Origin of the sequence: Chromobacterium sp. IRSSSOUMB001 (assembly GCF_023507765.1) — a bacterium.
In the GTDB taxonomy this organism is placed as follows: Bacteria; Pseudomonadota; Gammaproteobacteria; order Burkholderiales; family Chromobacteriaceae; genus Chromobacterium; species Chromobacterium haemolyticum.
This window is the reverse complement of sequence record NZ_JALCYU010000011.1, coordinates 75,047-100,036: the sequence shown is the minus strand read 5'-3', so window position 1 is coordinate 100,036 and position 24,990 is coordinate 75,047. Positions and strand designations below refer to the sequence as shown.

The 24,990-nt window shown below is 63.4% G+C and carries 22 protein-coding genes; 10 read left to right on the top strand and 12 right to left on the bottom strand.

Annotated features, from left to right (window positions below; all coding sequences use genetic code 11):
- Positions 1-30 precede the first annotated feature (30 nt).
- The 3 genes from MOV80_RS15605 to MOV80_RS15595 form a co-directional block, all read right to left on the bottom strand.
- Positions 31-1,257, bottom strand: a complete 1,227-nt coding sequence (locus MOV80_RS15605; protein ID WP_081556203.1) for an argininosuccinate synthase — start codon at positions 1,255-1,257, stop codon at positions 31-33.
- A 97-nt stretch (positions 1,258-1,354) separates the two neighbouring features.
- The gene (gene argF, locus MOV80_RS15600; RefSeq protein ID WP_161523568.1) at positions 1,355-2,278 is read right to left on the bottom strand and encodes an ornithine carbamoyltransferase; all 924 of its coding nucleotides are present in this window, start codon (positions 2,276-2,278) and stop codon (positions 1,355-1,357) included.
- Positions 2,279-2,470: 192 nt separating this feature from the next.
- The gene (locus MOV80_RS15595) at positions 2,471-4,429 is read right to left on the bottom strand and encodes an aminotransferase class I/II-fold pyridoxal phosphate-dependent enzyme (RefSeq protein WP_039755757.1); all 1,959 of its coding nucleotides are present in this window, start codon (positions 4,427-4,429) and stop codon (positions 2,471-2,473) included.
- A 212-nt stretch (positions 4,430-4,641) separates the two neighbouring features.
- Between MOV80_RS15595 and dinG the strand changes: the two genes are divergently transcribed.
- The 3 genes from dinG to MOV80_RS15580 all read left to right on the top strand — a co-directional run bounded on the left by dinG (position 4,642) and on the right by MOV80_RS15580 (position 8,561).
- Positions 4,642-6,768 (top strand): ATP-dependent DNA helicase DinG, encoded by a 2,127-nt coding sequence (gene dinG, locus MOV80_RS15590; protein WP_019102916.1) that lies wholly within the window; start codon positions 4,642-4,644, stop codon positions 6,766-6,768.
- A 126-nt stretch (positions 6,769-6,894) separates the two neighbouring features.
- A complete protein-coding gene (locus MOV80_RS15585; protein ID WP_019102917.1) occupies positions 6,895-7,206 on the top strand; it encodes a DUF3579 domain-containing protein in 312 nt (103 codons plus the stop codon).
- 185 nt (positions 7,207-7,391) lie between these two features.
- A complete protein-coding gene (locus MOV80_RS15580; RefSeq protein WP_019102918.1) occupies positions 7,392-8,561 on the top strand; it encodes a porin in 1,170 nt (389 codons plus the stop codon).
- Between the two features lie 52 nt (positions 8,562-8,613).
- Here MOV80_RS15580 and MOV80_RS15575 read toward each other — a convergent pair whose 3' ends face one another.
- On the bottom strand, positions 8,614-9,498 hold the full coding sequence (locus MOV80_RS15575; RefSeq protein WP_118267159.1) for a LysR family transcriptional regulator: 885 nt from the start codon (positions 9,496-9,498) through the stop codon (positions 8,614-8,616).
- Between the two features lie 161 nt (positions 9,499-9,659).
- Here MOV80_RS15575 and MOV80_RS15570 point away from each other — a divergent pair, with 161 nt between their 5' ends.
- The 3 genes from MOV80_RS15570 to MOV80_RS15560 all read left to right on the top strand — a co-directional run bounded on the left by MOV80_RS15570 (position 9,660) and on the right by MOV80_RS15560 (position 12,651).
- Positions 9,660-10,304, top strand: coding sequence for an NAD(P)-dependent oxidoreductase (locus MOV80_RS15570; RefSeq protein WP_118267157.1), 645 nt, complete (start codon positions 9,660-9,662; stop codon positions 10,302-10,304).
- Positions 10,305-10,632: 328 nt separating this feature from the next.
- Positions 10,633-12,033 carry an L-serine ammonia-lyase gene (locus MOV80_RS15565; RefSeq protein ID WP_081556189.1) on the top strand — a complete coding sequence of 467 codons (1,401 nt, stop codon included), beginning with the start codon at positions 10,633-10,635 and terminating at the stop codon, positions 12,031-12,033.
- A 69-nt stretch (positions 12,034-12,102) separates the two neighbouring features.
- Positions 12,103-12,651 carry a GNAT family N-acetyltransferase gene (locus tag MOV80_RS15560; RefSeq protein WP_240333866.1) on the top strand — a complete coding sequence of 183 codons (549 nt, stop codon included), beginning with the start codon at positions 12,103-12,105 and terminating at the stop codon, positions 12,649-12,651.
- Here the strand turns inward: MOV80_RS15560 and MOV80_RS15555 are convergent.
- The 3 genes from MOV80_RS15555 to MOV80_RS15545 form a co-directional block, all read right to left on the bottom strand.
- A complete protein-coding gene (locus MOV80_RS15555) occupies positions 12,639-13,811 on the bottom strand; it encodes an MFS transporter (RefSeq protein ID WP_249605287.1) in 1,173 nt (390 codons plus the stop codon). The genes MOV80_RS15560 and MOV80_RS15555 overlap by 13 nt on opposite strands.
- Positions 13,812-13,896: 85 nt before the next feature.
- Positions 13,897-14,298, bottom strand: a complete 402-nt coding sequence (locus tag MOV80_RS15550) for an RNA-binding S4 domain-containing protein (RefSeq protein WP_107732369.1) — start codon at positions 14,296-14,298, stop codon at positions 13,897-13,899.
- Positions 14,299-14,955: a fumarylacetoacetate hydrolase family protein gene (locus tag MOV80_RS15545; RefSeq protein ID WP_107733094.1), complete on the bottom strand. Its 657-nt coding sequence runs from the start codon at positions 14,953-14,955 to the stop codon at positions 14,299-14,301.
- 306 nt (positions 14,956-15,261) lie between these two features.
- On the opposite strand from MOV80_RS15545, the gene phaC reads away from it, so the two are divergent.
- Together phaC and MOV80_RS15535 are read left to right on the top strand one after the other, a co-directional pair.
- Positions 15,262-17,031 (top strand): class I poly(R)-hydroxyalkanoic acid synthase, encoded by a 1,770-nt coding sequence (phaC, locus tag MOV80_RS15540; protein WP_043641555.1) that lies wholly within the window; start codon positions 15,262-15,264, stop codon positions 17,029-17,031.
- 203 nt (positions 17,032-17,234) lie between these two features.
- Positions 17,235-18,413, top strand: a complete 1,179-nt coding sequence (locus tag MOV80_RS15535; RefSeq protein WP_107732370.1) for an acetyl-CoA C-acetyltransferase — start codon at positions 17,235-17,237, stop codon at positions 18,411-18,413.
- A 62-nt stretch (positions 18,414-18,475) separates the two neighbouring features.
- On the opposite strand, the gene MOV80_RS15530 is transcribed toward MOV80_RS15535, so the two are convergent.
- Together MOV80_RS15530 and MOV80_RS23465 are read right to left on the bottom strand one after the other, a co-directional pair.
- A complete protein-coding gene (locus tag MOV80_RS15530; protein WP_019104052.1) occupies positions 18,476-18,841 on the bottom strand; it encodes a DOPA 4,5-dioxygenase family protein in 366 nt (121 codons plus the stop codon).
- Between the two features lie 288 nt (positions 18,842-19,129).
- The gene (locus MOV80_RS23465) at positions 19,130-19,258 is read right to left on the bottom strand and encodes a hypothetical protein (protein WP_254894653.1); all 129 of its coding nucleotides are present in this window, start codon (positions 19,256-19,258) and stop codon (positions 19,130-19,132) included.
- A 195-nt stretch (positions 19,259-19,453) separates the two neighbouring features.
- Between MOV80_RS23465 and MOV80_RS15525 the strand changes: the two genes are divergently transcribed.
- Together MOV80_RS15525 and MOV80_RS15520 are read left to right on the top strand one after the other, a co-directional pair.
- On the top strand, positions 19,454-21,241 hold the full coding sequence (locus tag MOV80_RS15525; protein ID WP_211104364.1) for an aminopeptidase P family protein: 1,788 nt from the start codon (positions 19,454-19,456) through the stop codon (positions 21,239-21,241).
- 46 nt (positions 21,242-21,287) lie between these two features.
- Positions 21,288-22,220, top strand: coding sequence for a LysR family transcriptional regulator (locus MOV80_RS15520; protein ID WP_107732372.1), 933 nt, complete (start codon positions 21,288-21,290; stop codon positions 22,218-22,220).
- Positions 22,221-22,419: 199 nt separating this feature from the next.
- Here the strand turns inward: MOV80_RS15520 and MOV80_RS15515 are convergent, their stop codons facing one another.
- The 3 genes from MOV80_RS15515 to MOV80_RS15505 are packed head-to-tail and all read right to left on the bottom strand — an operon-like array spanning position 22,420 to position 24,650.
- On the bottom strand, positions 22,420-23,391 hold the full coding sequence (locus MOV80_RS15515; protein ID WP_107732373.1) for a polysaccharide deacetylase family protein: 972 nt from the start codon (positions 23,389-23,391) through the stop codon (positions 22,420-22,422).
- Between the two features lie 30 nt (positions 23,392-23,421).
- Entirely contained in the window at positions 23,422-24,129 is a 708-nt protein-coding gene (locus tag MOV80_RS15510; protein WP_107732374.1) for an SDR family oxidoreductase, read from the bottom strand.
- On the bottom strand, positions 24,126-24,650 hold the full coding sequence (locus MOV80_RS15505; RefSeq protein WP_232060551.1) for an ester cyclase: 525 nt from the start codon (positions 24,648-24,650) through the stop codon (positions 24,126-24,128). The genes MOV80_RS15510 and MOV80_RS15505 overlap by 4 nt, the downstream gene beginning before the upstream one ends.
- Between the last annotated feature and the right edge of the window lie 340 nt (positions 24,651-24,990).

Sequence of the window (24,990 nt, the reverse complement as noted above, 5' to 3'; positions counted from 1 at the left end):
GCGGGGGCTTTTCGGACCAAGCACGGAGCTTTAGCCGCGTTTCAGTTTGGCGTTGCCGGCAATCCGCATCCGCAGCGCGTTCAGGCGGATGAAGCCTGCCGCATCGGCGTGGTTGTAGGCGCCGCCGTCTTCATCGAAGGTGGCGATGGTGGGATCGAACAAGGAATCGGTCTTGGATTCGCGGCCCACCACGATCACATTGCCCTTATATAGTTTCAGCCGCACCCAGCCGTTGACCGTGGCCTGGGAGGCGTCGATCATGCCTTGCAGCATCTGACGTTCCGGGCTCCACCAGTAGCCGGTGTAGACCAGCTGGGCGTACTTGGGCATCAATTCGTCCTTCAGATGCGCCACTTCGCGGTCCAGGGTGATGGATTCGATCGCACGGTGCGCCTTCAGCATGATGCTGCCGCCCGGGGTTTCGTAGCAGCCGCGGGACTTCATGCCCACGTAACGGTTTTCCACGATGTCCAGCCGGCCGATGCCGTGCTTGCCGCCCAGGCGGTTCAGCTCAGTCAACACCTGGGCCGGACTCATCGCCACGCCGTTGATGGCGGTGATGTCGCCCTTCTCATAGCTGAGCTCGATGTATTCGGCCTGATCCGGCGCGTTCTCCGGGCTTACCGTCCACAGCCACATATCTTCTTCCGGCTCCGCCGCCGGATCTTCCAGCACCGTGCCTTCGTAGGAGATGTGCAGCAGGTTGGCGTCCATCGAGTACGGGCTGCCGCCGCCCTTCTTCTTGCTGATGTCGATGCCGTGGGTTTCGGCGTAAGTCAGCAGTTTTTCCCGCGAGAGCAAGTCCCATTCGCGCCACGGCGCGATCACCTTGACGTCCGGCTTCAGCGCGTAATAACCCAGTTCGAAACGCACTTGGTCGTTGCCCTTGCCGGTGGCGCCGTGCGACACCGCATCGGCGCCCACCTGATTGGCGATCTCAATCTGGCGCTTGGCGATCAGCGGCCGCGCAATCGAGGTGCCCAGCAGGTATTCGCCTTCGTAGATGGCGTTAGCGCGGAACATCGGGAACACGAAGTCGCGGACAAACTCCTCGCGCAGATCGTCGATGAAAATGTTTTCCGGCTTGATGCCCAGCGACACCGCCTTTTTGCGCGCCGGCTCCACCTCTTCGCCCTGGCCGATGTCGGCGGTGAAAGTCACCACCTCGCACTGATAGGTGTCTTGCAGCCACTTGAGAATCACCGAAGTATCCAGACCACCGGAGTACGCCAATACCACTTTCTTGATGTCAGACATTTTGTATTCTTTCAAATCCATTGATTACCGGATTCGGCCCGCGCTGCGCGGTCTCGCCGAATCGTTCGAACGGCGGGCGCTCGCCCGCATCGTGAGTTCAGTCGTAACACTGGCCCAGCAGCAGGAACTCGATCAGCGCCTTCTGCACGTGCATGCGGTTTTCCGCCTCGTCCCAAACCACGCTCTGCGGCCCATCTATCACCGCCGCGGCCACTTCCTCGCCGCGATGCGCCGGCAAACAGTGCATGAACAAGGCGTCCGGCTTGGCCAGCTTCATTAGCTCCGGCGTCACCTGATATTCGCGGAAGGCCTCCAGGCGCGCCTCTTTCTCCGCCTCGAAACCCATGCTGGTGAACACATCGGTGGTCACCAAATCCGCGCCGGACACCGCGTGGCTGGCGCTATGGCTGGGTTCGAAATGCTCGGGGCCGTAGTGCTGACCATCCAAAGCCTTGAGTTCGAAGCCCACCGGCGTGGCCACCTTGAGTTTGAAACCCAGGATTTTGGCCGCCTGCAGCCAGGTGCGGCAGACATTGTTGCCGTCGCCTATCCAGGCCACGGTTTTCCCCTTTATCGAGCCGCGCTGCTCGATGAAGGTAAAGATGTCAGCCAGGATCTGGCACGGGTGGTACTCGTTGGTCAGGCCGTTGATCACCGGCACCTTGGAGTGCGCGGCCAGACGCTGCACCAGCGCCTGCTCGTAGGTGCGGATCATGATGATGTCGCTCATCCGGGACAGCACGCGGGCGGTATCCTCGATGGGCTCGCCGCGGCCCATCTGCGAGCTTTGCGAATCCAGGAACATCGCGTGGCCGCCCAGTTGCGCCATGCCCGCCTCGAAAGACACGCGGGTACGGGTGGAATTCTTCTCGAACACCATGGACATCACCTTGCCGACGAGCGGCTGGTACAACTGGCCGTCGCTACGTCGTCGCTTCAGGACCTTGCTGCGCTCAAAGAGGTGGCGATATTCCTCGTGGGTCAGGTCGCTGAATTGCAGGTAATGCCTAGGGGACGTCATGGTGCTCCATTTCAAAAAAAAAGCCACCGCGCGTTCGACACCGTTTCAGTGTCCTTCATGCGCGATGGCACATTACTACACGCTGGTCTCAAGTCATTCACAGGCGTCGCAAACATGTCTACGCAAAGCGCATGATTTACATAATTGCGACAAGAGTTATATTTATCGGAAATCAGCCTGTCTGACAAGCATTCATTTGAACAAGGCGCGTCCCGGCAGTTGCGCCAGCTCCCCTTCCTTGAGCACCCGCAGCAAAAACTCCCCGCCGTCCTCGGCCAAACCGTGCATTTCTATGGATTTCTGGGTTTTTTGCAGTCGCGCCAAATAGGCGAGGATGGTGTCGTCTATCACCTGACCGGGCACCAACACCGGAATGCCGGGAGGATACGGCACAATCTGGTCGCAGCAGACGCGCCCAACCAGCGCCGCGTTGGGACGGCCGTCGTCGTCCAGCAGCGGCAGTCGCTCGCCGGCCTCGTAGAAAGCGTCGCGCGGCAAGCTGGCCAGCCGGGAAAACCGCGGTATCTCCGGCATCCGCCCCAGCGGCCGCGGCGGGCGCTTTTCCTTGGCCAGGCGCAGCATCGCGTCATATAGCCGCGATACCTTGCTGCGGGTGGTGCCCAGGGTCAGCAGCAGCGTGATGGTGCTGAACGTGGATTTCTCCACTTGGATGTTGTAGCGCTCGAACAGCGCCTGCTGCAGCTCGTCCGCCGTGAAGCCGGACTGAGTGATGTCCACGGTCAGCTTGGTGGGGTCCAGTTGGATGCCGTCCTCGCGCACCTCCTCCGGCAGCAAATCCGACAGCTCCAGCACCCGGAAGGCGCCGGTGGAGTTGATCTTGTCGCGCAGCTCCTGCGCCAGCTTCAGCGTGCGATCCAGCAGCCGGTAACCTTCCATCACCGCCTGCTTGCGCGCCACGTCCAGGCTGGCGATCAGGTTGTACTGCGGGCTGGTCGACGCATGCATATTGAAGTTTTCCCGGAACAGGTGGGCGTCGAAGCCGGGATCGTTGACGTGAATCATGCTGGCCTGGGAGAACGCGGACAGCACCTTGTGCGTGCTCTGAGTCACATAGTCGGCTCCGGATTCCAGCGCCGTAGGCCGAAACGCCGGATGAAAGCGGGCGAAGCCGTACCAGGCTTCGTCTACGATGACCTTGATGCCCTGCTCGTGCGCGGCCTCGATGATGGGCTTCAGGTCGTAGCGCAGGCCGTCGTAGGTGCAGGAAGTCAGAATCAGCACCCGCGCGTCGGGATTGGCGTCGATGGCGGCGAAGATGGTTTCCTTGGGCACCGGGCCGAAAATGCCGAACTGCTTGTTGATGGAGGAATCCAGATACACCGGCAGCGCGCCGGACAGGATCACGCCGTGGTGCACCGATTTGTGACAGTTTCGGTCCAACAGCAACTTGTCGCCGGGCGCCAGCAAGGTCTGAAAGATAACCTTGTTGGAGGTGGAGGTGCCGTTAGTGGCGAAGTAAGTGCGCTTGGCGCCGAAGGCCTTGGCCGCCAGCATCTGCGCCTCCTCGATCACGCCGGTCGGGTGCAGCAGCGAATCCAGCATCGGAACCGACACCGACAGATCGGCGCGCAGCATGCTTTCACCGACGAAATCATGAAAATCGCCCACCCAGGGGCTGCCTTTCAAGGAATCGCCGCCGGAATGCCCGGGCGTGTGCCAGGAATCCTTAGCCATGCGCACGTATTGCTTGAGCTTGTCGTAGAACGGCGTCGCCGACTTCTCCGCCAGCTCCGCGGACAGAATGCGGAACCAGCCGTGAAAATCCAGCTCGTCGCGATAGAAATAACCGTCTACCGCGTGGCTGGCCAAGTCCTCCACCAACGCGCGCTCGTCATCGTCGAACAGCAAAACGTAGAGTGAAATTTCCGGACGGAAGGCGCTGATGCGGTTGGCCAATTGGGCCGCCGGCTGGCTGACGCCCTTTTCCTGCAATTGCTTGTCCACCAGCACTACCTGAACATCGCCATCGCGGGCGATCAAATCCAGCGCGTCCTGACTGCGCGCAACGCCGACGAAGGTCAGACCGTAAGGGTTTTCCAGCCGGACCGCGGCGGCGCCCAGTCCGGCCAGCACATCGGCCTGCCATTTGGCGTCGTCGCTGACCACCAGCACTCGGCTAACGGGTGTCATGATTGGGTTTCTCCTGTTGATGTTGCTTTGCGCTGTTATTAATGGATTTGTCTGCCTAAGTCGCTCGCGCACTCGCTTGTTTTTATATTTGCCTATCCTATCCACATCGGCGCGTCGGCGTCATTTTGCAGTCGCACATCAGGGTTTCCCCATATTCAACGCAAGCTCGGCGCAGCCAGACAAGGCCGCCCCCTTGCGGTACAATCGCCGCCATGCTGACCCCTGCTGAAAAAGACGCCATTCGCGACCATTACCGGACCATAGCCGACAACCTGCCGGGCTTTCGCCCGCGCGCCGCGCAACGCCGCATGCTGGCGGAAATCGCCAACGCCCTGTCGCGCAGCAAGGACAAGGAAGGCGACGACTGGCCGGAACGCGCCGGCGAAAGCATCACCGTGATCGAAGGCCCCACCGGGGTTGGCAAAAGCCTGGCCTATCTGCTGGCCGGCGGCGTGATGGCCAAATCCCGCGCCAAAAAGTTGGTGGTCACCAGCGCCACCGTCGCCTTGCAGGAACAGCTGGTCAACCGCGACCTGCCCTTCGTCGTCGAGAACAGCGGCCTGCCGCTCACCTTCGCGCTGGCCAAGGGCCGCGGCCGCTACCTGTGCCCGCAACGCATCTACGCGCTAACCGCTGAAAACGCACAGGGCCAGCTGTTGGACCTGGACCCGACGCTGGCGCTGTGGGACCGCAAGCCGGAGGCCGGCGAAATCGAAACCCTGCGCCAGCTGGCCGACGCCTTCTACTACCGCCGCTGGAACGGCGACCGCGACGCCTGGGACAGCGTGATAGACGACGGTTTGTGGTCCCGCGTCACCAACGACCGCCACGGCTGCCTCAAGGCCGCCTGTCCCAACCGGCCGGAATGTCCGTTCTACCTGGCGCGCGACGTGCTGGAAAACGTGGACGTGGTGGTGGCCAATCACGACCTGATGTTGGCCGACGTGTCCATGGGCGGCGGCGTGATCCTGCCGGCGCCGGAAGAAAGTTACTACTGTATCGACGAGGCGCACCACCTGGCCAAAAAGGCGGTCAACCAGTTTTCCGCCGAACACTCCTTGGCTCAAGCCATGTCCTGGCTGGACAAAGTGGCCGCCGCCGCCATCCGCGTGGAAGCGCTGACCAATAAGGTGGACATCGTCAGTCAGGCGATTGAAGCCGCCAGCGCCTGCAGCGAAACCTTGACCGAATGGCTGTGGCTGCTGGAAGGCGAAGACGCGCTGGCCGCCTCCAGCGACAATCTGGAACCCACCTGGCTGATAGAAGACGGCGTGCTCCCGGAACGCTTCCAGGGCCCCACCGCCAATATGGCCACCTCGGCGCGCTCCCTGTTCAAGCAACTAAGCCAGCTCACCGACGCGCTGGGAGAAGCGCGCAAGGACAAGGGCGGCGAGGCGGCGCAAGTCGACAAGACCGCTTCCGACCTCGGCTTTCTCACCGCGCGCGCCGAGCAGTTGCTGGCGGTGTGGGAGTTGTTCGAGAAGGAAACCGAGCCCACCAGCCCGCCCATCGCCAAATGGATCACCCGCCGCGCCGAAGGCAAGGGGGACTACCTGTTCTCCGCATCGCCTGTCAGCGCCGCCGCCAGCCTGGCCGCCAACCTGTGGCGCCGCGCCGCCGGCGCCATCCTGACTTCGGCCACGCTGCGTTCGCTAGGCGAATTCGAACTGCTGCTGTCGCAAACCGGCCTCAAGTGGATGCCGGAAGTCAGCTGTGTGGCGCTGGATTCCCCGTTCAACTTCGGCGAACAGGGCGAGCTTTATCTGCCCCCCATGCTGGCCAGCCCCAAGGACGCCGGCGGTCATACCCGCGAAATCGTCGAATGGCTGCCCAAACTGATCGACCTCAAGGAGCCGGTCGGCACCCTGGTGCTATTCTCTTCCCGCAAGCAAATGCAAGACGTCGCCGCCGGCCTGCCGGCCGCGCTGCGCGAGCGGCTGCTGATTCAGGGCGAAATCCCCAAGAGCCTGCTGATCGAACAACACCATCAACGACTGAAACAGAGCGAGCCCAGCGTGATTTTCGGCCTGGACTCCTTCTCCGAAGGGCTGGACCTGCCCGGCGAAAGCTGCGTGCACGTGATTATTGCCAAGCTGCCGTTCGCCATGCCGGACGACCCGGTGGGCAAAACCCTGTCTCGCTGGATAGAGAAACGCGGCGGCAACCCCTTCATCGAACTGACGGTGCCGGAAGCCTCGATCAAGCTGGTGCAGGCTGTCGGCCGCCTGATTCGCACCGAGCGCGATTACGGCCGCGTCACCATTTTGGACAACCGGCTGCAAAAACAAAGTTACGGCAAGCGGCTGCTCGCCTCGCTGCCGCCATTCAAGCGCATCTGATTTTCGGGTAAAATACTAAATATTCAGCAACAAACAAAACGCCTGAACATAAAACGCCAAGCGCAAATCGCTTAGCAGACGATAAAAAACAGGCTAAACCAAAAGCAAACACTCCGGTCCACCGCCATGATCTGCAATCCATACGAAATAGTCATCCAGGGCATCACTTCCGAAGGGCGCACCTTTCGCCCCAGCGACTGGGCCGAACGCCTGGCCGGCATCCTAGCCTCCTTCGACGACCAAAAGCTGCACTATCACGCCCATGTCCGCCCGATGATGCTGGACGGCGTGCGCTGTGTGGCGGTGGATAAGAAACTGGAAAAAATCAGCCCGCAGGTGTTTTGCTTTCTGATGGACTTCGCCAAGGACAACGACCTGCGCATCGTCGATTGCCGCACCCTGCTGGACGAGGTCTACCCCAATCAATTCTTGGCGTAATTGCAACACTACCCCTGTCCGAATTGTCTTGATGCAACAACATTGCAACACCCACGTCATATTTTGTGGCTAAACTAATACAAGTGTTGTGGCGATACCGCACTTATCTACCTATAGATATTGCAGGTCCGTCAGCTTCGGCACCTGACTTTTAGTAAAGCAAAAACTGACTTGGAGCATTCAAGATGCAAAAGAAAAATCTGGCAGCCCTGCTTGCCGCAATGTTCGCCTTGCCCGTTGTCGCCCACGCTGACGTAACCATCTACGGTTTCCTGAGCGGCGGCATCGAATCGTCCAAAGCCACCGGCTCCGGCGGTTCCGAGTACAGCAGCCGCACCCGCATCGTCGATCACAACTCCCGCATCGGCTTCAAGGGCTTTGAAGACATCGGCGGCGGCACCAAGGCAATCTGGCAGGTGGAAAACAGCCTCCGCAACTTCGAACAAGGCGGCACCAACGACAAAGGTCAGAGCGCGACCTTCGCCACCCGCAACACCTTTATCGGTCTCGACAACGGCGACTTCGGCCGCGTGCTGCTGGGCCAACACGACTCCGCTTACAAGATGTTCACCGGCAGCAGCAACAGCGCGCTGGGCACCGACCTGATGGTCAATACCACCGCCGACAACTTCGGCAGCAGTTCGGTCAACAGCCGCGGCGAAGCGCGTATGGCTAACTCGGTTCACTACTTCTCCCCGAGCTGGGCCGGCTTCAAGCTGGGCGCGTCTTGGGGCGTGGACGAGAGCCGCGTGTCCGGCAACGACTCCAAACGCATCTCCCTGGGCCTGGGCTACACCTGGCAAGGCCTGAACCTGGCCGCCGCCTGGGATCGCCAGTACGATACCGCCGTTATCGCCAATACCAACTCGTACAACAACTCCAGCCCTGCGGTCCTGTCGCTGAACTCCGGCAAGAACGTCACCTTCTACGGCCTGGCCGCCAGCTATAAGTTCGACACCGGCACCTTCGTCGGCGGCAACTACGAGTGGGGCACTTACGACCAGGTAGGCGGCGGCCAAGTTAAGCAAGACGACTGGCTGATCGCTCTGGGCCAGGACTTCGGCGCGGCTTCGGTCAAGCTGTCCTACGGCCAGTTGGGCACCTTGAAAAATGTCGGCGCCGGCGTCAACGGCGACGACTTCAAGGCTAAGCAGTGGACTCTGGGCGGCACTTACAACCTGTCCAAGACCACCCAGGTGCTGGCTTACTACACCAAGATCAGCAACAACGCCAAAGCCAAGGCCAACTTCGCCAACAACCCGGTATACGATAGCAACCTGGGCGCCAGCAACGCTTCGTTGACCGCCGGCAACGACCCGCAAGCCTTCGGCGTGGGCTTCAAGATCGCTTTCTGATCCTGAACGACTGCCGTTCCAATCACGCCGCCGGCCTTGCCGGCGGCGTTTTTCATTTGCACAGGCTGGCGCGCAGCGCCTCAATCGCATAGCGCACTTTCGCAGGCTGGATATCGCGGCGCGGCGTCACCGCGTAGATCGCCAGCGGCGGCAGGCTCCACTCCGGCAATACCCGCAGCAGGCGACCGTCGGCCAACTCTTGCCGTATCTCCGGCTCCGGCTGCACCGCCACCCCCATGCCGGCCAGCACGAACTGGCGCGCGGCGACGATGTTGTTGCTGACCAAGCGAGCGTCCGGCTCGGCGGTGAAGCGGCTGCCGTCCGCGTGCTCGAAGGCCAGCCAACCCAGTTTGCGATCCGATAAAGCCACCCATTGCAACGAGGACAGTTGCTCCGGCCGCGTGATCGCCGGCTGGCGGGCGAGATAAGCCGGCGACGCGCACAGCACGTTCGGCCAGTCAGCCAGATGGCGCGCCACCAGGCTGGAGTCCTTGAGCACTCCGGCACGCAGCGCCAGATCGATGCGGTTGTCCACCAGGTCTATCATCTCGTCGTGGAAAAACAGCCGCAGCTTCAGACCCGAGTGCGCGCTCAATAAAGGCGTCAGCGCCTCGCTCAATAAGGCGCCGGCAAAGCCGGTGGGCGCGGCGATGCGCAGCTCGCCCACCGGCGCGTCTCGCAGCTCCAGCAGCCGCTGCTCGGCCAGCTGCGCCGCCGCCAGCATGTCGGCGCAGCCCTGATAGAACAGGCTGCCGGCCTCGGTCAACGTCAACTTGCGGGTAGTCCGGTGCAGCAGACTGACGCCATGCTGCTGCTCCAGCTTGCTGATATGCTGGCTCACCGCCGATGGCGTCATGCCCAGCTCGCGGGCCGCGCCGTTCATCGACCCCTTATCCACCACCATGGCGAAAACCGCCATGCGTCGTAATGCATCCATTTATTAAGCCCAACTAAACTATCAATGCTATTTTTGCTGGATTATCGCTCTATAATCAAGCTGCTATTCTGAACGCCATCAAACTTCATTATGTTTGGGGCCCTCGTAAAACCATTACGTCAGGGTTTTCGGCCCCCTGTTTATCGCGAAAAGGAATCCCCATGAAAATCGCACTGATCGGCGCCAGCGGCTTTGTCGGCTCGGCCATCTTGCAAGAACTGCTGTCCCGCAACCATCAAGTCAGCGCCATCGTCAGCAATCTGTCCAAACTGCCGCAACACCCGCAGTTGAGCGGCGTCGCCGCCGATGCCTACCAAGCCGGTCAGATCGCCGCCGCCGTAGCCGGCCACGACGCCGTGGTCAGCGCCTTCAACCCCGGCTGGAACAAGGCCGATATCCAGGCGCTGGCGGTGAAGGGCCACGACGCCATCGTCGCCGGCGTCAAGCAAGCCGACGTCAAGCGCTTCCTGGAAGTGGGCGGCGCCGGCAGCCTGGAAGTGGCGCCCGGCGTGCAACTGGTGGACACCCCGGAATTCCCGGCGGAATGGAAAGAAGGCGCGCTGGGTGTGCGCGAAGCATTGCGCCGCCTGCGCGAGGAAAGCACGCTGGACTGGACCTTCGTCTCGCCGCCGGCCTTCCTCCATCCCGGCGAGCGCAGCGGTAAATACCGCTTGGGTGGCGATCAATTGCTGTTCAACGGCGACAAGCCTGCTGATATCAGCGTGGAAGACCTGGCCGTGGCCATCGTCGACGAGCTGGAAAAACCACAACATCTGCGCCGCCGCTTCACCGCCGCCGCAGTCTAAACCCCAAGCCCGGCTCGCCCGGGCTTTTTCATGCCCGGCCCCCTCCTCGCCTTGCGCAAAGGGCCTCCCGTCCGCCCGGCCATGCCGTCCGAATGCGAAGCGGTTTCAACTCGCCGAACCCCCAACGCAACTTAGTCCTGACTCTATAATTCTAAATTGACAGCGGCCTCCAGCTTGTCTAGATTGCCCGGCTGCCGCAAGATGGCGGTGCGCTGGCACGCCCGGCGCCCCAGCCATGTGAAACCATGACAACGACAATAATAAGGACGGCCCAGGCCATCCTCACAACAACCCGGTTACCGGGACACAGCCCTTAAAGAGAAGCATTATGGCCATCAGTGTTTTTGATTTGTTCAAGATAGGCATCGGCCCATCCAGCTCCCACACAGTTGGACCGATGCGCGCCGCGCGCCAATTCATCGCCCGGCTGGAAAAAGACGAGTTGCTCACGCAAACCGCCAGTGTGCGCGCCGAAATGTTCGGCTCGCTGGGCGCGACCGGCAAGGGCCACGGCACCGACGTTGCGGTGTTGCTGGGCCTGCAGGGCGAGCAGCCCGACCTGGTAGACACCGACGCGGTGGACGGCATGCTGGCCGCCATTCGCGCAAGCAAGGCCATCGCGCTGCTGGGCAAGCACACCGTGCCCTTCGTCGAGGGCGAGCACCTGATCCTGCACAAGAAGAAAACCCTGCCTTATCACCCCAACGGCATGATTTTCGAAGCCTTCGACGCCGCCGGCGCCAGCCTGTCCAAGCGCGCTTATTATTCTGTGGGCGGCGGCTTCGTGGTCGACGAGGCCGCCATCGACGCCGGCTTTACCCCGCCGGGGGTCACCGAGCTCAAACACCCATTCAAGAGCGCCGCGGAATTGCTGGCCCTGTGCCAGCGCCACGGCAAATCCATCAGCCAGATCATGCTGGAGAACGAACTGGCCTGGCGCAGCGAGGAACAAGTGCGCGCCGAGCTGCTGAAAATCTGGCAAGTGATGCAGGACTGCGTCAAGCGCGGCTGCGAGCGCGAAGGCATCCTGCCCGGCGGCATGAAAGTCAAACGCCGCGCCGCCGACATGCACCGCAAACTGCTGGCCTCGCCGGAAGCAGCGCTGCGCGACCCGCTGACGGTCATGGACTGGGTCAATCTGTACGCGCTGGCGGTCAATGAGGAAAACGCAGGCGGCGGCCGCGTGGTGACCGCGCCCACCAACGGCGCGGCCGGCATCATCCCGGCGGTGATGCACTATTACGCCCGCTTCGTGCCCGGCGCCAGCGACGACGGCATCGTGCGTTTCCTGCTCACCGCCGGCGCCATCGGCGTGCTGTTCAAACTCAACGCCTCCATCTCCGGCGCCGAAGTAGGCTGCCAAGGCGAGGTGGGCTCGGCCTGCTCGATGGCCGCCGGCGCCTTGGCCGAAGTGCTGGGCGGCACCCCGGAACAGGTGGAAAACGCCGCCGAGATTGGCATGGAACACAATCTGGGTCTGACCTGCGACCCGGTGGGCGGCCTGGTGCAAGTGCCCTGCATCGAGCGCAACGCGATGGCCTCGGTCAAGGCCATCAACGCGGCGCGCATGGCGCTGCGCGGCGACGGCCAGCATTTCGTGTCGCTGGACCGGGTGATCAAGACCATGCGCGACACCGGCATGGACATGAGCACTAAGTACAAAGAAACCGCTCGCGGCGGCCTGGCCATCAACGTCATCGAAGTGCCGGTGAATATTGTTGAGTGCTGAGCCGCTGGCCTGTTAGCATCAAAGCCGATGGCGCTTGCGCGCCGTCGGCTTTTTTTACGACCTCATCCCGTGAAACACGAACCCGCCATGCATCACATCGCCACCGCCAGACTGCAACTGCGCCCGCTGCACGCCAGCGACGCCCCTTTCATGCTCAAGCTGCTGAACGAGCCGGCCTTCATCGCCAATATCGGCGACAAAGACGCCCACGACCTGCTCGGCGCGCTGCGCTATATCGAGGAGGGTCCGCAAGCCAGCTATCGTAAACACGGCCACGGCTTGCTGCTGGTGGAGCGGTTGGACGATGGCGTTCCGGTCGGCATCTGCGGCTTGGTCAAGCGCGAAGGCCTGGGCTATCCGGACATCGGCTACGCCTTCCTGGAACAATTCTGGGGCAGCGGCTACGCGAGCGAAGCCGCGCAGGCCGCCATAGAACATGGCCGCGAGCAGCTGGGGCACGCGGTGGTAGTGGGCATCACCGCGCCGCACAATCACGCGTCCATCCGCGTGCTGGAGAAAATCGGCCTGCTTTACCAGGGCCGGATCGAACTGCCCGGCATCGAAGGCGACAACTGTTACTTTGTCCCGCCGGCCCTGTTGAAAGATCAGCCCGCCTGAACTGGCGCCGCCGGCCGCAACCAGCGCCGGCACAGCAACACGCCCAGCACGGCGGCGGCCGTCGACATCGCGAACGTCGTCGCCATGCCGCCATGCGGCCACGCCAGCCCGCCGATCAGACCGCCGGCGCTGCCGCCGACGCCAAACGAGGCGATGATGTACAGACCCTGGGCGCGGCCGTGGTGATGTTGGTCGAACATGCGGTGGATCAAGCCCACCGAGGCGGCGTGGTGCAGGCCGAAAGTCAGCGCGTGCAACAGCTGCGCGCCTATCGCCACCCAGGCCAGCTCGGCCGCGGCGGCGATCAAGGCGAAACGCAGCGCCGCAGCCAATAGCGACGCCAACATCAGCGTTTCCAAGCGCGTGCGCGCCATGATCTTGGGCATCAGCAGGAATACCGCCACCTCGCTGACCACGCCCAGGCCCCACAGCATGCCGATCGCGCCTTGCTCGTAGCCCGCCTGTTTCAAGCCGATGGAAAAAAAGGTGTAGTAAGGCCCGTGAGCGAAGGCCATCAGGAAACAACAGCCAAACAGGGCCATCACCTCAGGCCGCCGCAGCGTAGCGGCCATTGATGTCGACTGCCCGTTCTTGCGTTCAGCGGCCACCTCCGGCACCCGCCAGGCCACCGCCGCCACCAGCCCCAACAACGCGCAGAGCGCCCACGGCAGATTGCCGATGCCGATGAGGTCCAGCAGCAAGCCGCCGCTCATCGCCAAACAAACAAAGCCTATCGAGCCCCAGACCCGCACCCGGCTGTAACGACCCGGCTGCGCACGCGTCAGGTGGGCTGTACTGGCCTCCACCAGGGGCAGCGCCGCCGCCCAGAAAAAATGCGACACGGCCAGGCTGACGAACACCCACCAGAAGGCGCGGTCCAGCCCTACCAGCAGGAAGGCCGCCGCCGACAACAGAGAAGTCGTCAAGATGATGGCGCGCCGGCGTCCGCGCCGATCCGCCAACCAGCCCCAAAAGCCCGGCGCGGCAATACGCGCCAACGTGGACAAGGCCATCAAAACCGAGATCTGCCAGGCAGAGAAGGACAGCGACTCCAGATACAGCCCCCAGAACGGGCTGAATAGGCCCTGAAAGGCGAAATAGCTGAAATAGAACAGGCTGAACGGCAACAGGGATACAGCAGGTGACGCGGAAGACGGCATGATGTGAAGCTCGGCCCTTAAACGGACTCCTGGTTGAAAACCTAAAACGGCGCGCGGAATAGCACAGCAGACTTTGAACAGGCTCTCAGAACTGCCCTTTGAACTTGCCGATCTCCCGCCGCGCCTTCTTGGTGGGGCGGCCCTCGCCATGCGGAAAGCTGGCGCGCTCGGCCTTCAGCAGCAGCAGTTGCTCGTCGCGCGCGCGCTGCGAAGCCTCGTCCTCGCGGTAGAGCAGCCGCGCCTCCTGCGCCGGGCGGCGCTGGGTGCTCAGCGCCAGCACCTCGACTCGGTACTCCAGCTGATTGATGCGCATCACCAGTTGGTCGCCCTCCTTGACCACCCGCGACGCCTTGACTCTGTCGCCGTTGACCTGCACCCGCCCCAATTCCAGCGCTTCGTGCGCGAGTTGCCGGGTCTTGAAGAAACGAGCCGCCCACAACCATTTGTCGAGACGGACCTTGCCAGCGTCCTCGCCCGAGGCCGCCATCTAGAGCACGCTCCATTCGGCGGAGGCCAATCCATCCAGCGTCAAACTAAGCTTGTCGCCGGAACGCACCGCCGCCACGCCTTCCGGCGTGCCGGTATAGATCAGATCGCCGGCTTGCAGGCCGTAGATTCGCGACAGATAGGCGATGATGGCCGCCACCGGGAACAACATCAACCCGGTATCGCCTTGCTGACGCAGCGCCCCGTTAACGCGCAACTCGAAGCTCAGCCGCTGCGGGTCGGCCACCTGAGCCGCCGGTGTCAGCCGGGACAGGCAGGCGGCGGTGGGAAAGCCCTTGGCCTTGGTCCAGGGATGGCCCTTGCTCTTGGCCGCCGATTGCACATCGCGCGCCGTCATGTCCAGACCAATGCCGTAGCCGGCCACATGATCCAGTGCTTCCGATTCCGCAATATCGCGGCCGCCCTTGCCTATCAGCAACACCAGTTCGCACTCGTGGTGCACATCGCTGGAATAGTCGGGCAGACGCAACGGCTCGCCCTCGCCGGCCAGCGCCGAAGTGGGTTTCAAGAACACCAGCGGCTCCTCTTCCAGCGGGTTGTTCAACTCCGCCGCGTGCGCGGCGTAATTGCGCCCAATGCAGAAGATGTTGCCCACCGCGACGTCCTCTTCGCCCAAGCGCGCCTTGAATGCCGACATGACCATCCTTTCCCGTTCAGTCCAACGTCAATTTAATCTTCGCGATTATCCCATAATTTCCATCCTCCCGGCATGCCAGGCCGAAAGGACAGCTAGGCAGATTGTGCACTGCGGCAACAAGATGCGGCTTTCGACGCGCCTTATCGTCCTCCTCCCGGTGAAAATGTCATGCAACCCTGTTACAGTCATGGCGTACCTTGCGACCGCACATTTTGTTGGAACCCGTTCAATGCCTTGAACAGCTTCTTAACTCGGTCCAATGCAGGAAAGCTTCGATAACGCTTCGGCACGTTTCAGGAGACAGCTTTGACCCAAGAAAGTACAAACCCGCTGGATAGTTTCTTCGCCAGCCTATCCGAGGCTAACCAACAATGGATGCAGCAGTTCGTCAACAACCTGCCGCTGCCCCCGCAACCTGGAAATGCTGAATTGCCGCTGGCCAACGCCTGGGGCGCCATGCTCAGCAACGCCGGCCAGTTGTTCGCCTGGCAAAGCAGCCTGTATCAGCAGCAGATGAATCTGTGGTCTCAGTTCCTGGGCCAGGCGCCCGCCGCCAACGGCGACGCCTCGGCGAAAAAGGGCGACCGCCGCTTCGCCTCTCCGGAATGGGACGAACACCCGTTCTATCACTTCCTCAAGCAGGGCTATCTGCTCACCAGCAAGTGGATGACGGAGCTGGTGGACAACGCCCAGCTGGAGGAAGAGGCCAAGGACAAGCTGGCCTTCGCCACCCGCCAATACCTGGACGCGGTCTCCCCCAGCAACTTCATGCTGACCAACCCGGACGTAATGAAACGGGCGATAGAGACCAAGGGCGAAAGCCTGGTCGACGGCATGAAGAACATGCTGGAGGACTTCCAGAAGGGGCACATCTCGATGTCGGACGAAAGTCAGTTCGAGATCGGCAAGAACATCGTGGTCACCCCGGGCCAAGTGGTGTTCCGCAATGAATTGATCGAACTGATCCAGTACACCCCCACCACCGGCCAAGTCTACGAAAAGCCGCTGCTGATCGTGCCGCCCTGCATCAACAAGTACTACCTGATGGACCTGCAGCCGGACAACTCCATGGTGCGCCACTTCGTGGCCCAGGGTTACCGCGTGTTCCTGATCAGCTGGCGCTCGGCGGAACCGGAGATGAAGCATTTCACCTGGGAAAGCTATATCGAGAAAGGCGTGATAGCCGCGGCGGAAACCGTGCGCAAGATCAGCAAGCAGGACAGCATGAACGCGCTGGGCTTCTGTGTCGGCGGCGTCATCCTGACCACCACCCAGTGCGTGCTGCAGGCCCGCGGGCTCAAGTATTTCGACTCCACCACCTTCATGACTTCGCTGATAGACCACGCCGAGCCGGGCGAGATCTCCTACTTCATCGACGAGAACCTGGTGGCCAGCCGCGAAGCCAAAATCGCCGCCGGCGGCATCATCAGTGGCAAGGAAATTGGCCGCACCTTCGCCAGCCTGCGCGCCAACGACCTGGTGTGGAACTACGTGGTCAACAACTACCTGCTGGGCAAAACGCCGGCGCCGTTCGACCTCCTATACTGGAACAACGACGCGGTGGACCTGCCGCTGCCGATGCACACCTTCATGCTGCGCCAGTTCTACATGAACAACGCGCTGACCAAACCAGGCTCCATCACCTTGTGCGGCGTGCCCATCGACGTTTCCAAGATCGACATCCCGGTCTACATTTTCGCCGCGCGCGAAGACCACATCGTGCTGTGGAGCTCCGCCTACTCCGGCATCCACTACTTGACCGGCGCGCCGTCCCGGCGCTTCGTGCTGGGCGCCTCCGGCCACATCGCCGGCTCGATCAACCCGGTGACCAAGGACAAGCGCAATTACTGGGTCAACGACAAGCTGCCGGAACACGCGGACGCCTGGCTGGAAACCGCGGAAAGCCGCCCCGGCAGCTGGTGGAAGGACTGGGACGCCTGGCTGGCTCCGCAATCCGGCAAGAAAGTCGCCGCGCCCAAGAGCCTGGGCAGCAAAGACTTCCCGCCGCTGCAAGCGGCGCCGGGCAGCTATGTGCTGGCCAAGGCCATGCCCAGCGTGGTGGCCAGCCTGCAGTAAACGCTTGTTTACGATCGGCAACGCGTCGGCGGGATAGGGTCAAGAAACTAGAACACCGCCCAAGCCGACGCGCCTTGCCACAGCCGTAAAACCGAGTTTTGTCAGTCATTCCAAAGACGCGCCGCCGACCGCTTCCAACGCCGGCGGCGCGTTGGCCGACACACCGACCTTCGCGGTCACATTGAAGAGAGACGGAGAAAAACATGGAAGTCGTGATTGTCGCAGCAACCCGCACCGCCATCGGCAGCTTTGGCGGCGCGCTGGCCAAGATCCCGGCCCCGGAACTGGGCGCCACCGTCATCAAATCGCTGCTGGCTCAAACCGGCCTGAAACCGGAAGACGTCAGCGAAGTCATTCTCGGACAAGTGCTGACCGCCGGCAGCGGCCAGAACCCGGCTCGCCAGGCCTTGATCAAGGCCGGCCTGCCCGTCACCACTCCGGCCACCACTCTCAACGTAGTCTGCGGCTCCGGTCTGCGCGCCGTTCACTTGGGCGCTCAGGCCATCGCCAACGGCGACGCCGACATCGTCATCGCCGGCGGTCAGGAAAACATGTCCTTGTCGCCGCACATCCTGCCCGGCTCGCGCGATGGTTTCCGCATGGGCAACGCTCAACTGATCGACACCATGGTCAACGACGGCCTGACCGACGCCTACAACGCCTATCACATGGGCATCACCGCCGAAAACGTGGCAGAGAAGTACGGCATCGGCCGCGAAGAGCAGGACGCGCTGGCGCTGGCCTCGCAGCAACGCGCCGCCGCCGCGCAGAAAGCCGGCAAGTTCAAGGACGAGATCACCCCGGTACTGGTGCCGCAGCGCAAAGGCGATCCGGTCGCTTTCGACAACGACGAGTTCATCAAGCACGACGCCAGCGCCGAAGGCTTGGCCAAACTGCGCGCCGCCTTCAAGAAAGAAGGCACCGTCACCGCCGGCAACGCTTCCGGCATCAATGACGGCGCCGCCGCGGTGCTGCTAATGTCGGCGCAGAAGGCCGACCAGCTGGGCCTGAAGCCGCTGGCCGCGATCAAGGCTTACGCGCTGACCGGCTGCGCGCCGGAAATCATGGGCATAGGCCCGGTGGCCGCCACCCGCAAGGCACTGGACAAGGCCGGCTGGACGGTGGAAGAGCTGGACCTGGTGGAAGCCAACGAAGCCTTCGCCGCCCAGGCGCTGGGCGTGGCGCGCGAACTGGGCTGGGGCCCGGACAAGGTCAACGTCAACGGCGGCGCCATCGCGCTGGGCCACCCGATCGGCGCTTCCGGCTGCCGCGTGCTGGTCACCCTGCTGCATGAAATGCAGCGCCGCGACGCCAAAAAGGGCCTGGCCACGCTGTGCATCGGCGGCGGCATGGGCGTGGCGCTGGCGGTGGAACGGCGCTAAGCCGTTTCGCGCAAACAAAAAACCCACCGGCTCCGGTGGGTTTTTTGTACTCGCGGGCAGGTTCAGCCCGAGCGCGCATTGTCGCCATGCTGGAGCAGGAATGCCATATTCAGTTCCAGCGGCGCGCCCAGCCACATGGCGAAATCGCTGTGATCCTCTACATCGTCGCCAGTCAGCGGATGCAGCAGCACGCTCAGCCCCTCCCGGTTCAACATCAGCCACGGCACGATTTGGCCAAACAAAGCCGGCGCGAAAGCGATCTGGTAAGCGCCCACCGGGTGCGGCCCGTAAGCCTGCTCGCGCCAGCGCCCCAGTTCCACCTCGAAGCGCTGCGCCACCGCCTCGCGCAGCCGCCGCGCAGCCGGCTGTTGCGCCGCGTCATAATAAACATGGGCGTGATAGCCCGTTACCTCAATCGCCTGTTGCATCGCTCGCCCTTTGTCCCTTGCCCGCTCGCGGCGGACCGGCCCCGAATAAAGCCAGTGAAGCTATCGTCTCCACCGCAAAAAATCAAGACAGCATATTCCTGCCGCGCGCGCCGAAACCTCCCGCGCCAAACAAAAACCTCCTGGCCGCGATGGCAGGAGGTTTGGGCGATTGACCGGCCCACTGGCCGGTGTAGACGGTCGGATCGACCGTGGAGAGGAACAACGCGCGAATTGAAGCCAACGGCACGATCGGCACATCAAGGCTGCCGCATCGCCGCGGCGCTCGCCTTAGTGGGGAACAATGATGGGGGCGCCGTCCGGCCCATGTTTCTTCTGATGCTTGGCCGCCCGTTTCTCCTTGGGCGTCATCAACGGCTGCTTCTTGGCTTCCTTGCTGCTGTGTCTTGATTTACTCATGATCAGCTCCTTGGCATGCATCGGCGGTGCCGATGCCGGCTCCAGTATAGACCTGTCCGCGGCGCTTGTGCCGACTCAAGAAATGACATGGCAATCATCAGCTATGCTCATACTCTTGCGCCTCGGTTTCATTAGCCACAGAATGCATGGCATACATCCCCCGGAGCCGGCATGAACACCCTCGCAACCCCTCAACTGGACACCATTCCGCAACGCATCGCCACCCTGCGCGCCGCCATGAAGAACGCCGGAGTCGACGCCTGTCTGGTGCCCTCGTCCGATCCCCACCTGTCGGAGTATCTGCCGGCGCGCTGGCAAGCCCGCCAATGGCTGTCCGGCTTCACCGGCTCCATGGGCACGCTGATCGTCACCCACAACTTCGCAGGCGTCTGGGCCGACAGCCGGTACTGGGTGCAAGCCGAGGCCGAACTGGCCGGCAGCGGCATTCAGCTGGTCAAGATCGTCAGCGCAGCCAGCGCCGACCACCTTGGCTGGATCTCCAAGACACTGAGCGCCGGCCAAACGCTGGCGGTGGACGGCGATTCGCTGGGCCTGGCCGCTGCCAAAGCGCTGCAAGCCGCGCTGGAACAGGCTGGCGCTCGCTTGCGCACCGATCTGGACCTGATAGACGTCATCAACTCGCAGCGCCCGCCGCTGCCGGACGCGCCGGTGTATCAACATGAGGCGGCGTTCGCGCCGCAAAGCCGCGCCGACAAGCTGACGCGCTTGCGCGCCGCCATGGCCGAAGCCGGCGCCGATTGGCACTTCCTGTCCACGCTGGACGACATCGCCTGGAGCTTCAATCTGCGCGGCAGCGACGTCAACTACAACCCGGTGTTCATCAGCCATGCGCTGCTGGGCCGGCAACAAGCCACCCTCTTCGTCGGCGAAGGCAAGGTTTCCGCCGAACTGCGCGCCCAACTGGCGGCCGACGGCGTCGAAGTCCAGCCCTACGCTCAGGCCAAGCCGGCGCTCGGCGCGCTGCCGGCCGGCGCCAGCCTGCTGCTGGACCCGCGCCGCGTGACCCTGGGCCTGCGCCAGGCAGTCAATTCAGCCGCCCGTGTGATCGAGGCGATCAATCCCAGCACCTTGTTCAAATCCTGCAAAACGCCGGAAGAAGCCGCCCACATTCGCGGCGCGATGGAACAGGACGGCGCGGCGCTGTGCGAGTTCTTCGCCTGGTTCGAAAGCGAGGTTAACCGCAGTCGCGTCACCGAGCTGACCATAGACGCGGAAATCACCGCCGCGCGCGCGCGCCGCCCCGGCTTCGTGTCCCCCAGCTTCGGCACCATCGCCGGCTTCAACGCCAACGGCGCATTGCCGCACTACCACGCCACCGAGGCCGCCCACAGCGAGATCAAGGGCGACGGCCTGCTGTTGATCGACTCCGGCGGCCAATATCTGGGCGGCACCACCGACATCACCCGCGTGGTGGCGGTCGGCGCGCCGTCCGCCGAGCAGAAGCGCGACTTCACCCTGGTGCTGAAAGGCACCATCGGCCTGTCCATGGCCCATTTCCCGCGCGGCACCCTGTCGCCCATGCTGGACGCGCTGGCGCGCGCCCCGCTGTGGCAGCAGGACATCGACTTCGGCCACGGCACCGGCCACGGCGTCGGCTACTTCCTCAATGTGCACGAAGGCCCGCAGAGCATTTCCCGCGCGGTGCCGGACGCCAATATGGCGATGCAGGAAGGCATGGTCACTTCGATCGAGCCCGGCGTCTACCGCCCCGGCCGCTGGGGCGTGCGCATCGAAAACCTGGTGCTGAACGTGGCCTCGTCGCAGAATGAGTTCGGCGACTTCCTGCGCTTCGAAACCCTGACCCTGTGCCCGATCGACACCCGCTGCCTGGACTTCAACCTGCTGTCCCGCGCCGAGGTGGACTGGCTGAACCAGTACCACGCCGAAGTGCGCGCGCGGCTGCTGCCGCTGGTGGACGGCGCGGCGCGCGAATGGCTGCTGTCCAACACCGAAACCATTTAAACCCCTCGCCGCCCGGGCGCGTCCGCGCCTGGGCCGTTTCTGCCCGATGCTAGACCGACTCAACGACCTCCGCCTCTTCCTCGACGCCGCCCAGCTGGGCAGCTTCTCCGCCGCCGGCCGCAAACAGGGCCTGTCGCCCGCCGCCGCCAGCGCCTGCATCCAGCGGCTGGAAGCCGCGCTGGACAGCAGGCTGTTCCAGCGCACCACCCGCCAGCTGCGGCTGACCGAGGCCGGCGAGATATTCCGCGACCACTGCCAGCGCGCGCTGGACACCCTGCAGCAAGGCCAGGACCGGCTGCAGCGGGAGCAAAGCGAACTCAGCGGCCTGATCCGGCTGTCCGCGCCGTCGGATCTGGGCCGCCACGCCTTGCTGGACTGTCTGGACGAATTCCGCCGCCTGCACCCGGCGGTGCATTTCGCCCTGCAATTGGACGACACCCCGGCCGATTTGATCGGCGAAGACATCGACATCGCCATCCGCTACGGCCAGCCGGCGGACAGCGGCCTGATCGCGCGCGAGCTGGCCGCCAGCCGCCGCGTGGTCTGCGCCGCGCCGGCGCTGCTGGCCCGCACCGGCACGCCGCGCCATCCGCGGCAGCTGGCCGAGCTGCCGACGCTGACCCTGGTCACCGGCGACGGGCCCATGCATGAATGGCCTTACCGCGAGCACGGCCAGCGCCGCGCGCTGCGGCTGGAGCGCGCGCAGCAAAGCAACGACGGCGAGGTGATCCGCCGCTGGGCGCTGCAAGGCCAGGGCTTCGCCTACAAATCGCTGTTGGACATCGCCGACGATCTGCGCCAGGGCCGCCTGCTCACGGTGCTGGACGACTACTTCACCGACAGCGCGCCGCTGCACCTGCTCTATCCCGGCCAGCGCGGCCAGCCGCTGCGCATCCGCCGGCTGATCGATTTCCTGCGCGAGCGGCTGTCGGCGCTGCCGGCCACCGCGCTGCTGCCGGAGGCCGGCGCCCAATTGTAAGAACCTGTTTACGATCTGCTGCGCGTCGGCGATACGGCGTTGAAGCCGAGCTCAAAATGCTCATGTACCAACCGTACATTCCGCTTTCTCGCTCGTTTTCGCCTTGTCTCGCCTTAGCTCGCGAGATCGTAAACAGGCTCTAAGAAAACCGCGGCGCGGCCAATGGCCGTCCCGCGGTTGTGGAACGCAACTCAAAAACTCAGTCCGCCGGCACCTTGTCCGCCTGCAGCGCGAAGCGCGCGATCTCGTCCTTGCGCATGAAGGCGACGCCGGCGTGGCTTTGCGCGTAGCGGATGAACTGCTCCAGCGCCTTGACCCGCGCAGGCGAGCCGGAAATGCGGTCGTGGGTGCTGATCGACATCATCCGCCGCCGCGAACCCGCCTCGGCGTAGAGCAGATCGAACTCGGCCTTCAGATCGGACAGATAAGCCTCGTTGCTCAAGGCCGGCGAATCGAAGCGCACGATGTCGTTGTTGCGCAAGGTATAGGGCACCACCACGAAGGGCTTGCCCTTGACCGGCACCGTGAACGGCTCGTCGCGGCTGACGTTGTCGATGTGATAGAGAAAGCCCAGCTGCTGCAGAATGCCCAGGGTATTGGGCGTGCCGCGCAGCCAGAAGGCGTTGAAGCCCACCGGACGCGCGCCGGTGGCGCACTCTATGCTGGCGATATTGGCGCGATAGGCCGCCTTTTCCTGCGCCGGCGACATCGGGTACTGCGGCTCCCAGGTCTGGCCGTGCGCCGCCGCTTCGTGGCCGCGCGCCACGATCTCGCGCGCTAGCTGAGGGCTGCGGTCCACCGCCTGCCCCACCATGTGCGAAGTCACCTTCACGCCGGTGCGATCCCACAGGTCCAACAACCGCGGAATGCCCTCCTTCACGCCGTAGTCGTACCAGCTTTGCATCGGCAGATCCGCGTACTTGGGGTCCAGCGGCGGGAACGGCCCGCTGGCGCCGCGCTCCGGCTGCGCGCCGGCCTCGAACTGCATGGAAATCGAAATCGCCAGGCGCGCGCCATTCGGCCAGAAGGCGCCGCCGCTTGCTGTGTTTGCCGTCATCTTGCTTGCTCCAGTCGCCGCCAGCGCCGCGCCGTGCGCCAGCATCAGCGCGGTGCCGCCCGCGGCCGCGCCGGCCAGGAACTGGCGACGATTGATGGGTAGGGTATCGGACATCTCGAGTCCTCTTGTTCTCTTCGGCGCGGCCTACAACAAGGCCCCACCCTCCACGTCCAGCACCGAGCCGGAGATGAAACCATTGGTCATCGCCAGCAGATAGGCTTGCGCCAGTTCCGGCGGCTGGCCGACGCGGCCGACGGGCAGGCCCTGCCCGATGCGCGCCAGCGTCGCCTGGCGCGCGGCGGAACCGGCCTCGCCCCACAACTCGGTGTCCACCACGCCGGGGCTGACCACGTTGACGCGGCGCGGCGCCAGCTCCTTGGCCAGATTCTTGGCCGCCGCCTCCAGCGCGGCGTTGACCGTGCTTTTCAGCAGGCCACCGCTGGAAAATTTGCGCGCCAGCAGGCCGGAAGTGAAAGTCACCGACGCCCGCTCCGTCAGATAGGGCAAGGCCTCGCGCACCGCCAGCAGACTGCCGAACAGCTTGACGTCGAAAGTCTGCCGCAGCGCTTCCTCGCTCAGCTCGGCCAACGCCGGCGCGCCAACCCGCGCGCCGGCGGTCAGCACCAAGTGATCGATGCGGCCGATGTCTGCGAAGGCCCGGGCCAATGTCAGACTGTCGGTCATGTCCGCCTGAATCCCCTCACGGTCCTCCTCGGATTGGACGGTACGCCCCAGCACATAGACCCGGGCCCCGGCCGCCGCGGCCGCATCCGCCACCGCCCGGCCGATGCCGGAGCCGCCGCCCAGCACCGCCACGGTCTGGCCGTGGAAAGAAAAGGTCGCCGCGTTCATGGCTTCACCACGCCCAATTGCTGCATCAGGGTCAGATTGTCTTCCAGATGCCAGTTCTCGGCGATGCGGCCGTTCTTGACGCGGTACAGGTCGAAAGCCTGGAACTCCACCGGCTGCCCCTGGCCTTGCACGTCGCCGAAGCGGCCGCTGAAATGCCCCTGGAAATGCAGGCGCAGCGCGACGCGGTCGCCGGCCAGCACCATGTCGGTGACGTCCACCTTCAAATCCGGCACCGCGGCGCGGAACTGGCGCGAAGCCTGCAAGGGACCGGCCACGCCCTGCTGGCGGCCGGCGGGCAAGGTGCGGTCGACAAAGTCGGGGTCCAGCGCCAGCTCGGCGTAGCGCGAATCGCCGCTGTTCCAGAACGCCGCGTAGCGCAGCGCGGCCAGTTTCATCGCCGCCGCGCTGCCGGCCGGACGGTCCGCCCACACCCGCGCCGGCTGCGGCAGGTTTTCCGCCGCGCCGGCGAAGGCCGCGGTCAAGGCCAGGCCGAAGCCCAGCGCCAAGGTCAAAGCTTTCATCATCGTCTCCCGATTGCGGCGTCACCAACACAGCGACACCGGACCAGCGCATTGTGTCGCCGGCCATGGAATTTGATAATTGGCTTTATATTTGGATGATCTGCTTGTTGAATTTGAAAATAGGCGCAAAAAAAGGCGAAGCGCAGGCGCTTCGCCTTTCTCAAACACAAGCCGCAGCGGATCGTGAACGGGTTCTTAGAACGTGTTTACGATCTCGCGAGCTAAGGCGAGACAAGATAAAAACAAGCGAAAAAGCGGAGTGTACACACGGTACATGAGCATTTTGAGTTTGTTTTTAACGCCCCTTTCTACTCATCCCGCCGACGCGCAGCAGATCGTA

Excerpts from the sequence above, each read along its gene's own strand:
- MOV80_RS15545 (WP_107733094.1), bottom strand. The coding sequence starts at position 14,955 with ATGTCGGCATTCAAGGCGCGCTTGGGCGAAGAGGACGTCGCGGTGGGC.
- MOV80_RS15535 (WP_107732370.1), top strand. The coding sequence starts at position 17,235 with ATGGAAGTCGTGATTGTCGCAGCAACCCGCACCGCCATCGGCAGCTTT.
- MOV80_RS15570 (WP_118267157.1), top strand. The coding sequence starts at position 9,660 with ATGAAAATCGCACTGATCGGCGCCAGCGGCTTTGTCGGCTCGGCCATC.
- MOV80_RS23465 (WP_254894653.1), bottom strand. The coding sequence starts at position 19,258 with ATGAGTAAATCAAGACACAGCAGCAAGGAAGCCAAGAAGCAGCCGTTG.
- MOV80_RS15510 (WP_107732374.1), bottom strand. The coding sequence starts at position 24,129 with ATGAACGCGGCGACCTTTTCTTTCCACGGCCAGACCGTGGCGGTGCTG.
- MOV80_RS15565 (WP_081556189.1), top strand. The coding sequence starts at position 10,633 with ATGGCCATCAGTGTTTTTGATTTGTTCAAGATAGGCATCGGCCCATCC.
- argF (WP_161523568.1), bottom strand. The coding sequence starts at position 2,278 with ATGACGTCCCCTAGGCATTACCTGCAATTCAGCGACCTGACCCACGAG.
- MOV80_RS15530 (WP_019104052.1), bottom strand. The coding sequence starts at position 18,841 with ATGCAACAGGCGATTGAGGTAACGGGCTATCACGCCCATGTTTATTAT.
- MOV80_RS15575 (WP_118267159.1), bottom strand. The coding sequence starts at position 9,498 with ATGGATGCATTACGACGCATGGCGGTTTTCGCCATGGTGGTGGATAAG.
- MOV80_RS15580 (WP_019102918.1), top strand. The coding sequence starts at position 7,392 with ATGCAAAAGAAAAATCTGGCAGCCCTGCTTGCCGCAATGTTCGCCTTG.
- MOV80_RS15505 (WP_232060551.1), bottom strand. The coding sequence starts at position 24,650 with ATGAAAGCTTTGACCTTGGCGCTGGGCTTCGGCCTGGCCTTGACCGCG.
- MOV80_RS15555 (WP_249605287.1), bottom strand. The coding sequence starts at position 13,811 with ATGCCGTCTTCCGCGTCACCTGCTGTATCCCTGTTGCCGTTCAGCCTG.
- MOV80_RS15550 (WP_107732369.1), bottom strand. The coding sequence starts at position 14,298 with ATGGCGGCCTCGGGCGAGGACGCTGGCAAGGTCCGTCTCGACAAATGG.
- MOV80_RS15595 (WP_039755757.1), bottom strand. The coding sequence starts at position 4,429 with ATGACACCCGTTAGCCGAGTGCTGGTGGTCAGCGACGACGCCAAATGG.
- dinG (WP_019102916.1), top strand. The coding sequence starts at position 4,642 with ATGCTGACCCCTGCTGAAAAAGACGCCATTCGCGACCATTACCGGACC.
- MOV80_RS15520 (WP_107732372.1), top strand. The coding sequence starts at position 21,288 with ATGCTAGACCGACTCAACGACCTCCGCCTCTTCCTCGACGCCGCCCAG.
- MOV80_RS15605 (WP_081556203.1), bottom strand. The coding sequence starts at position 1,257 with ATGTCTGACATCAAGAAAGTGGTATTGGCGTACTCCGGTGGTCTGGAT.
- MOV80_RS15515 (WP_107732373.1), bottom strand. The coding sequence starts at position 23,391 with ATGTCCGATACCCTACCCATCAATCGTCGCCAGTTCCTGGCCGGCGCG.
- MOV80_RS15585 (WP_019102917.1), top strand. The coding sequence starts at position 6,895 with ATGATCTGCAATCCATACGAAATAGTCATCCAGGGCATCACTTCCGAA.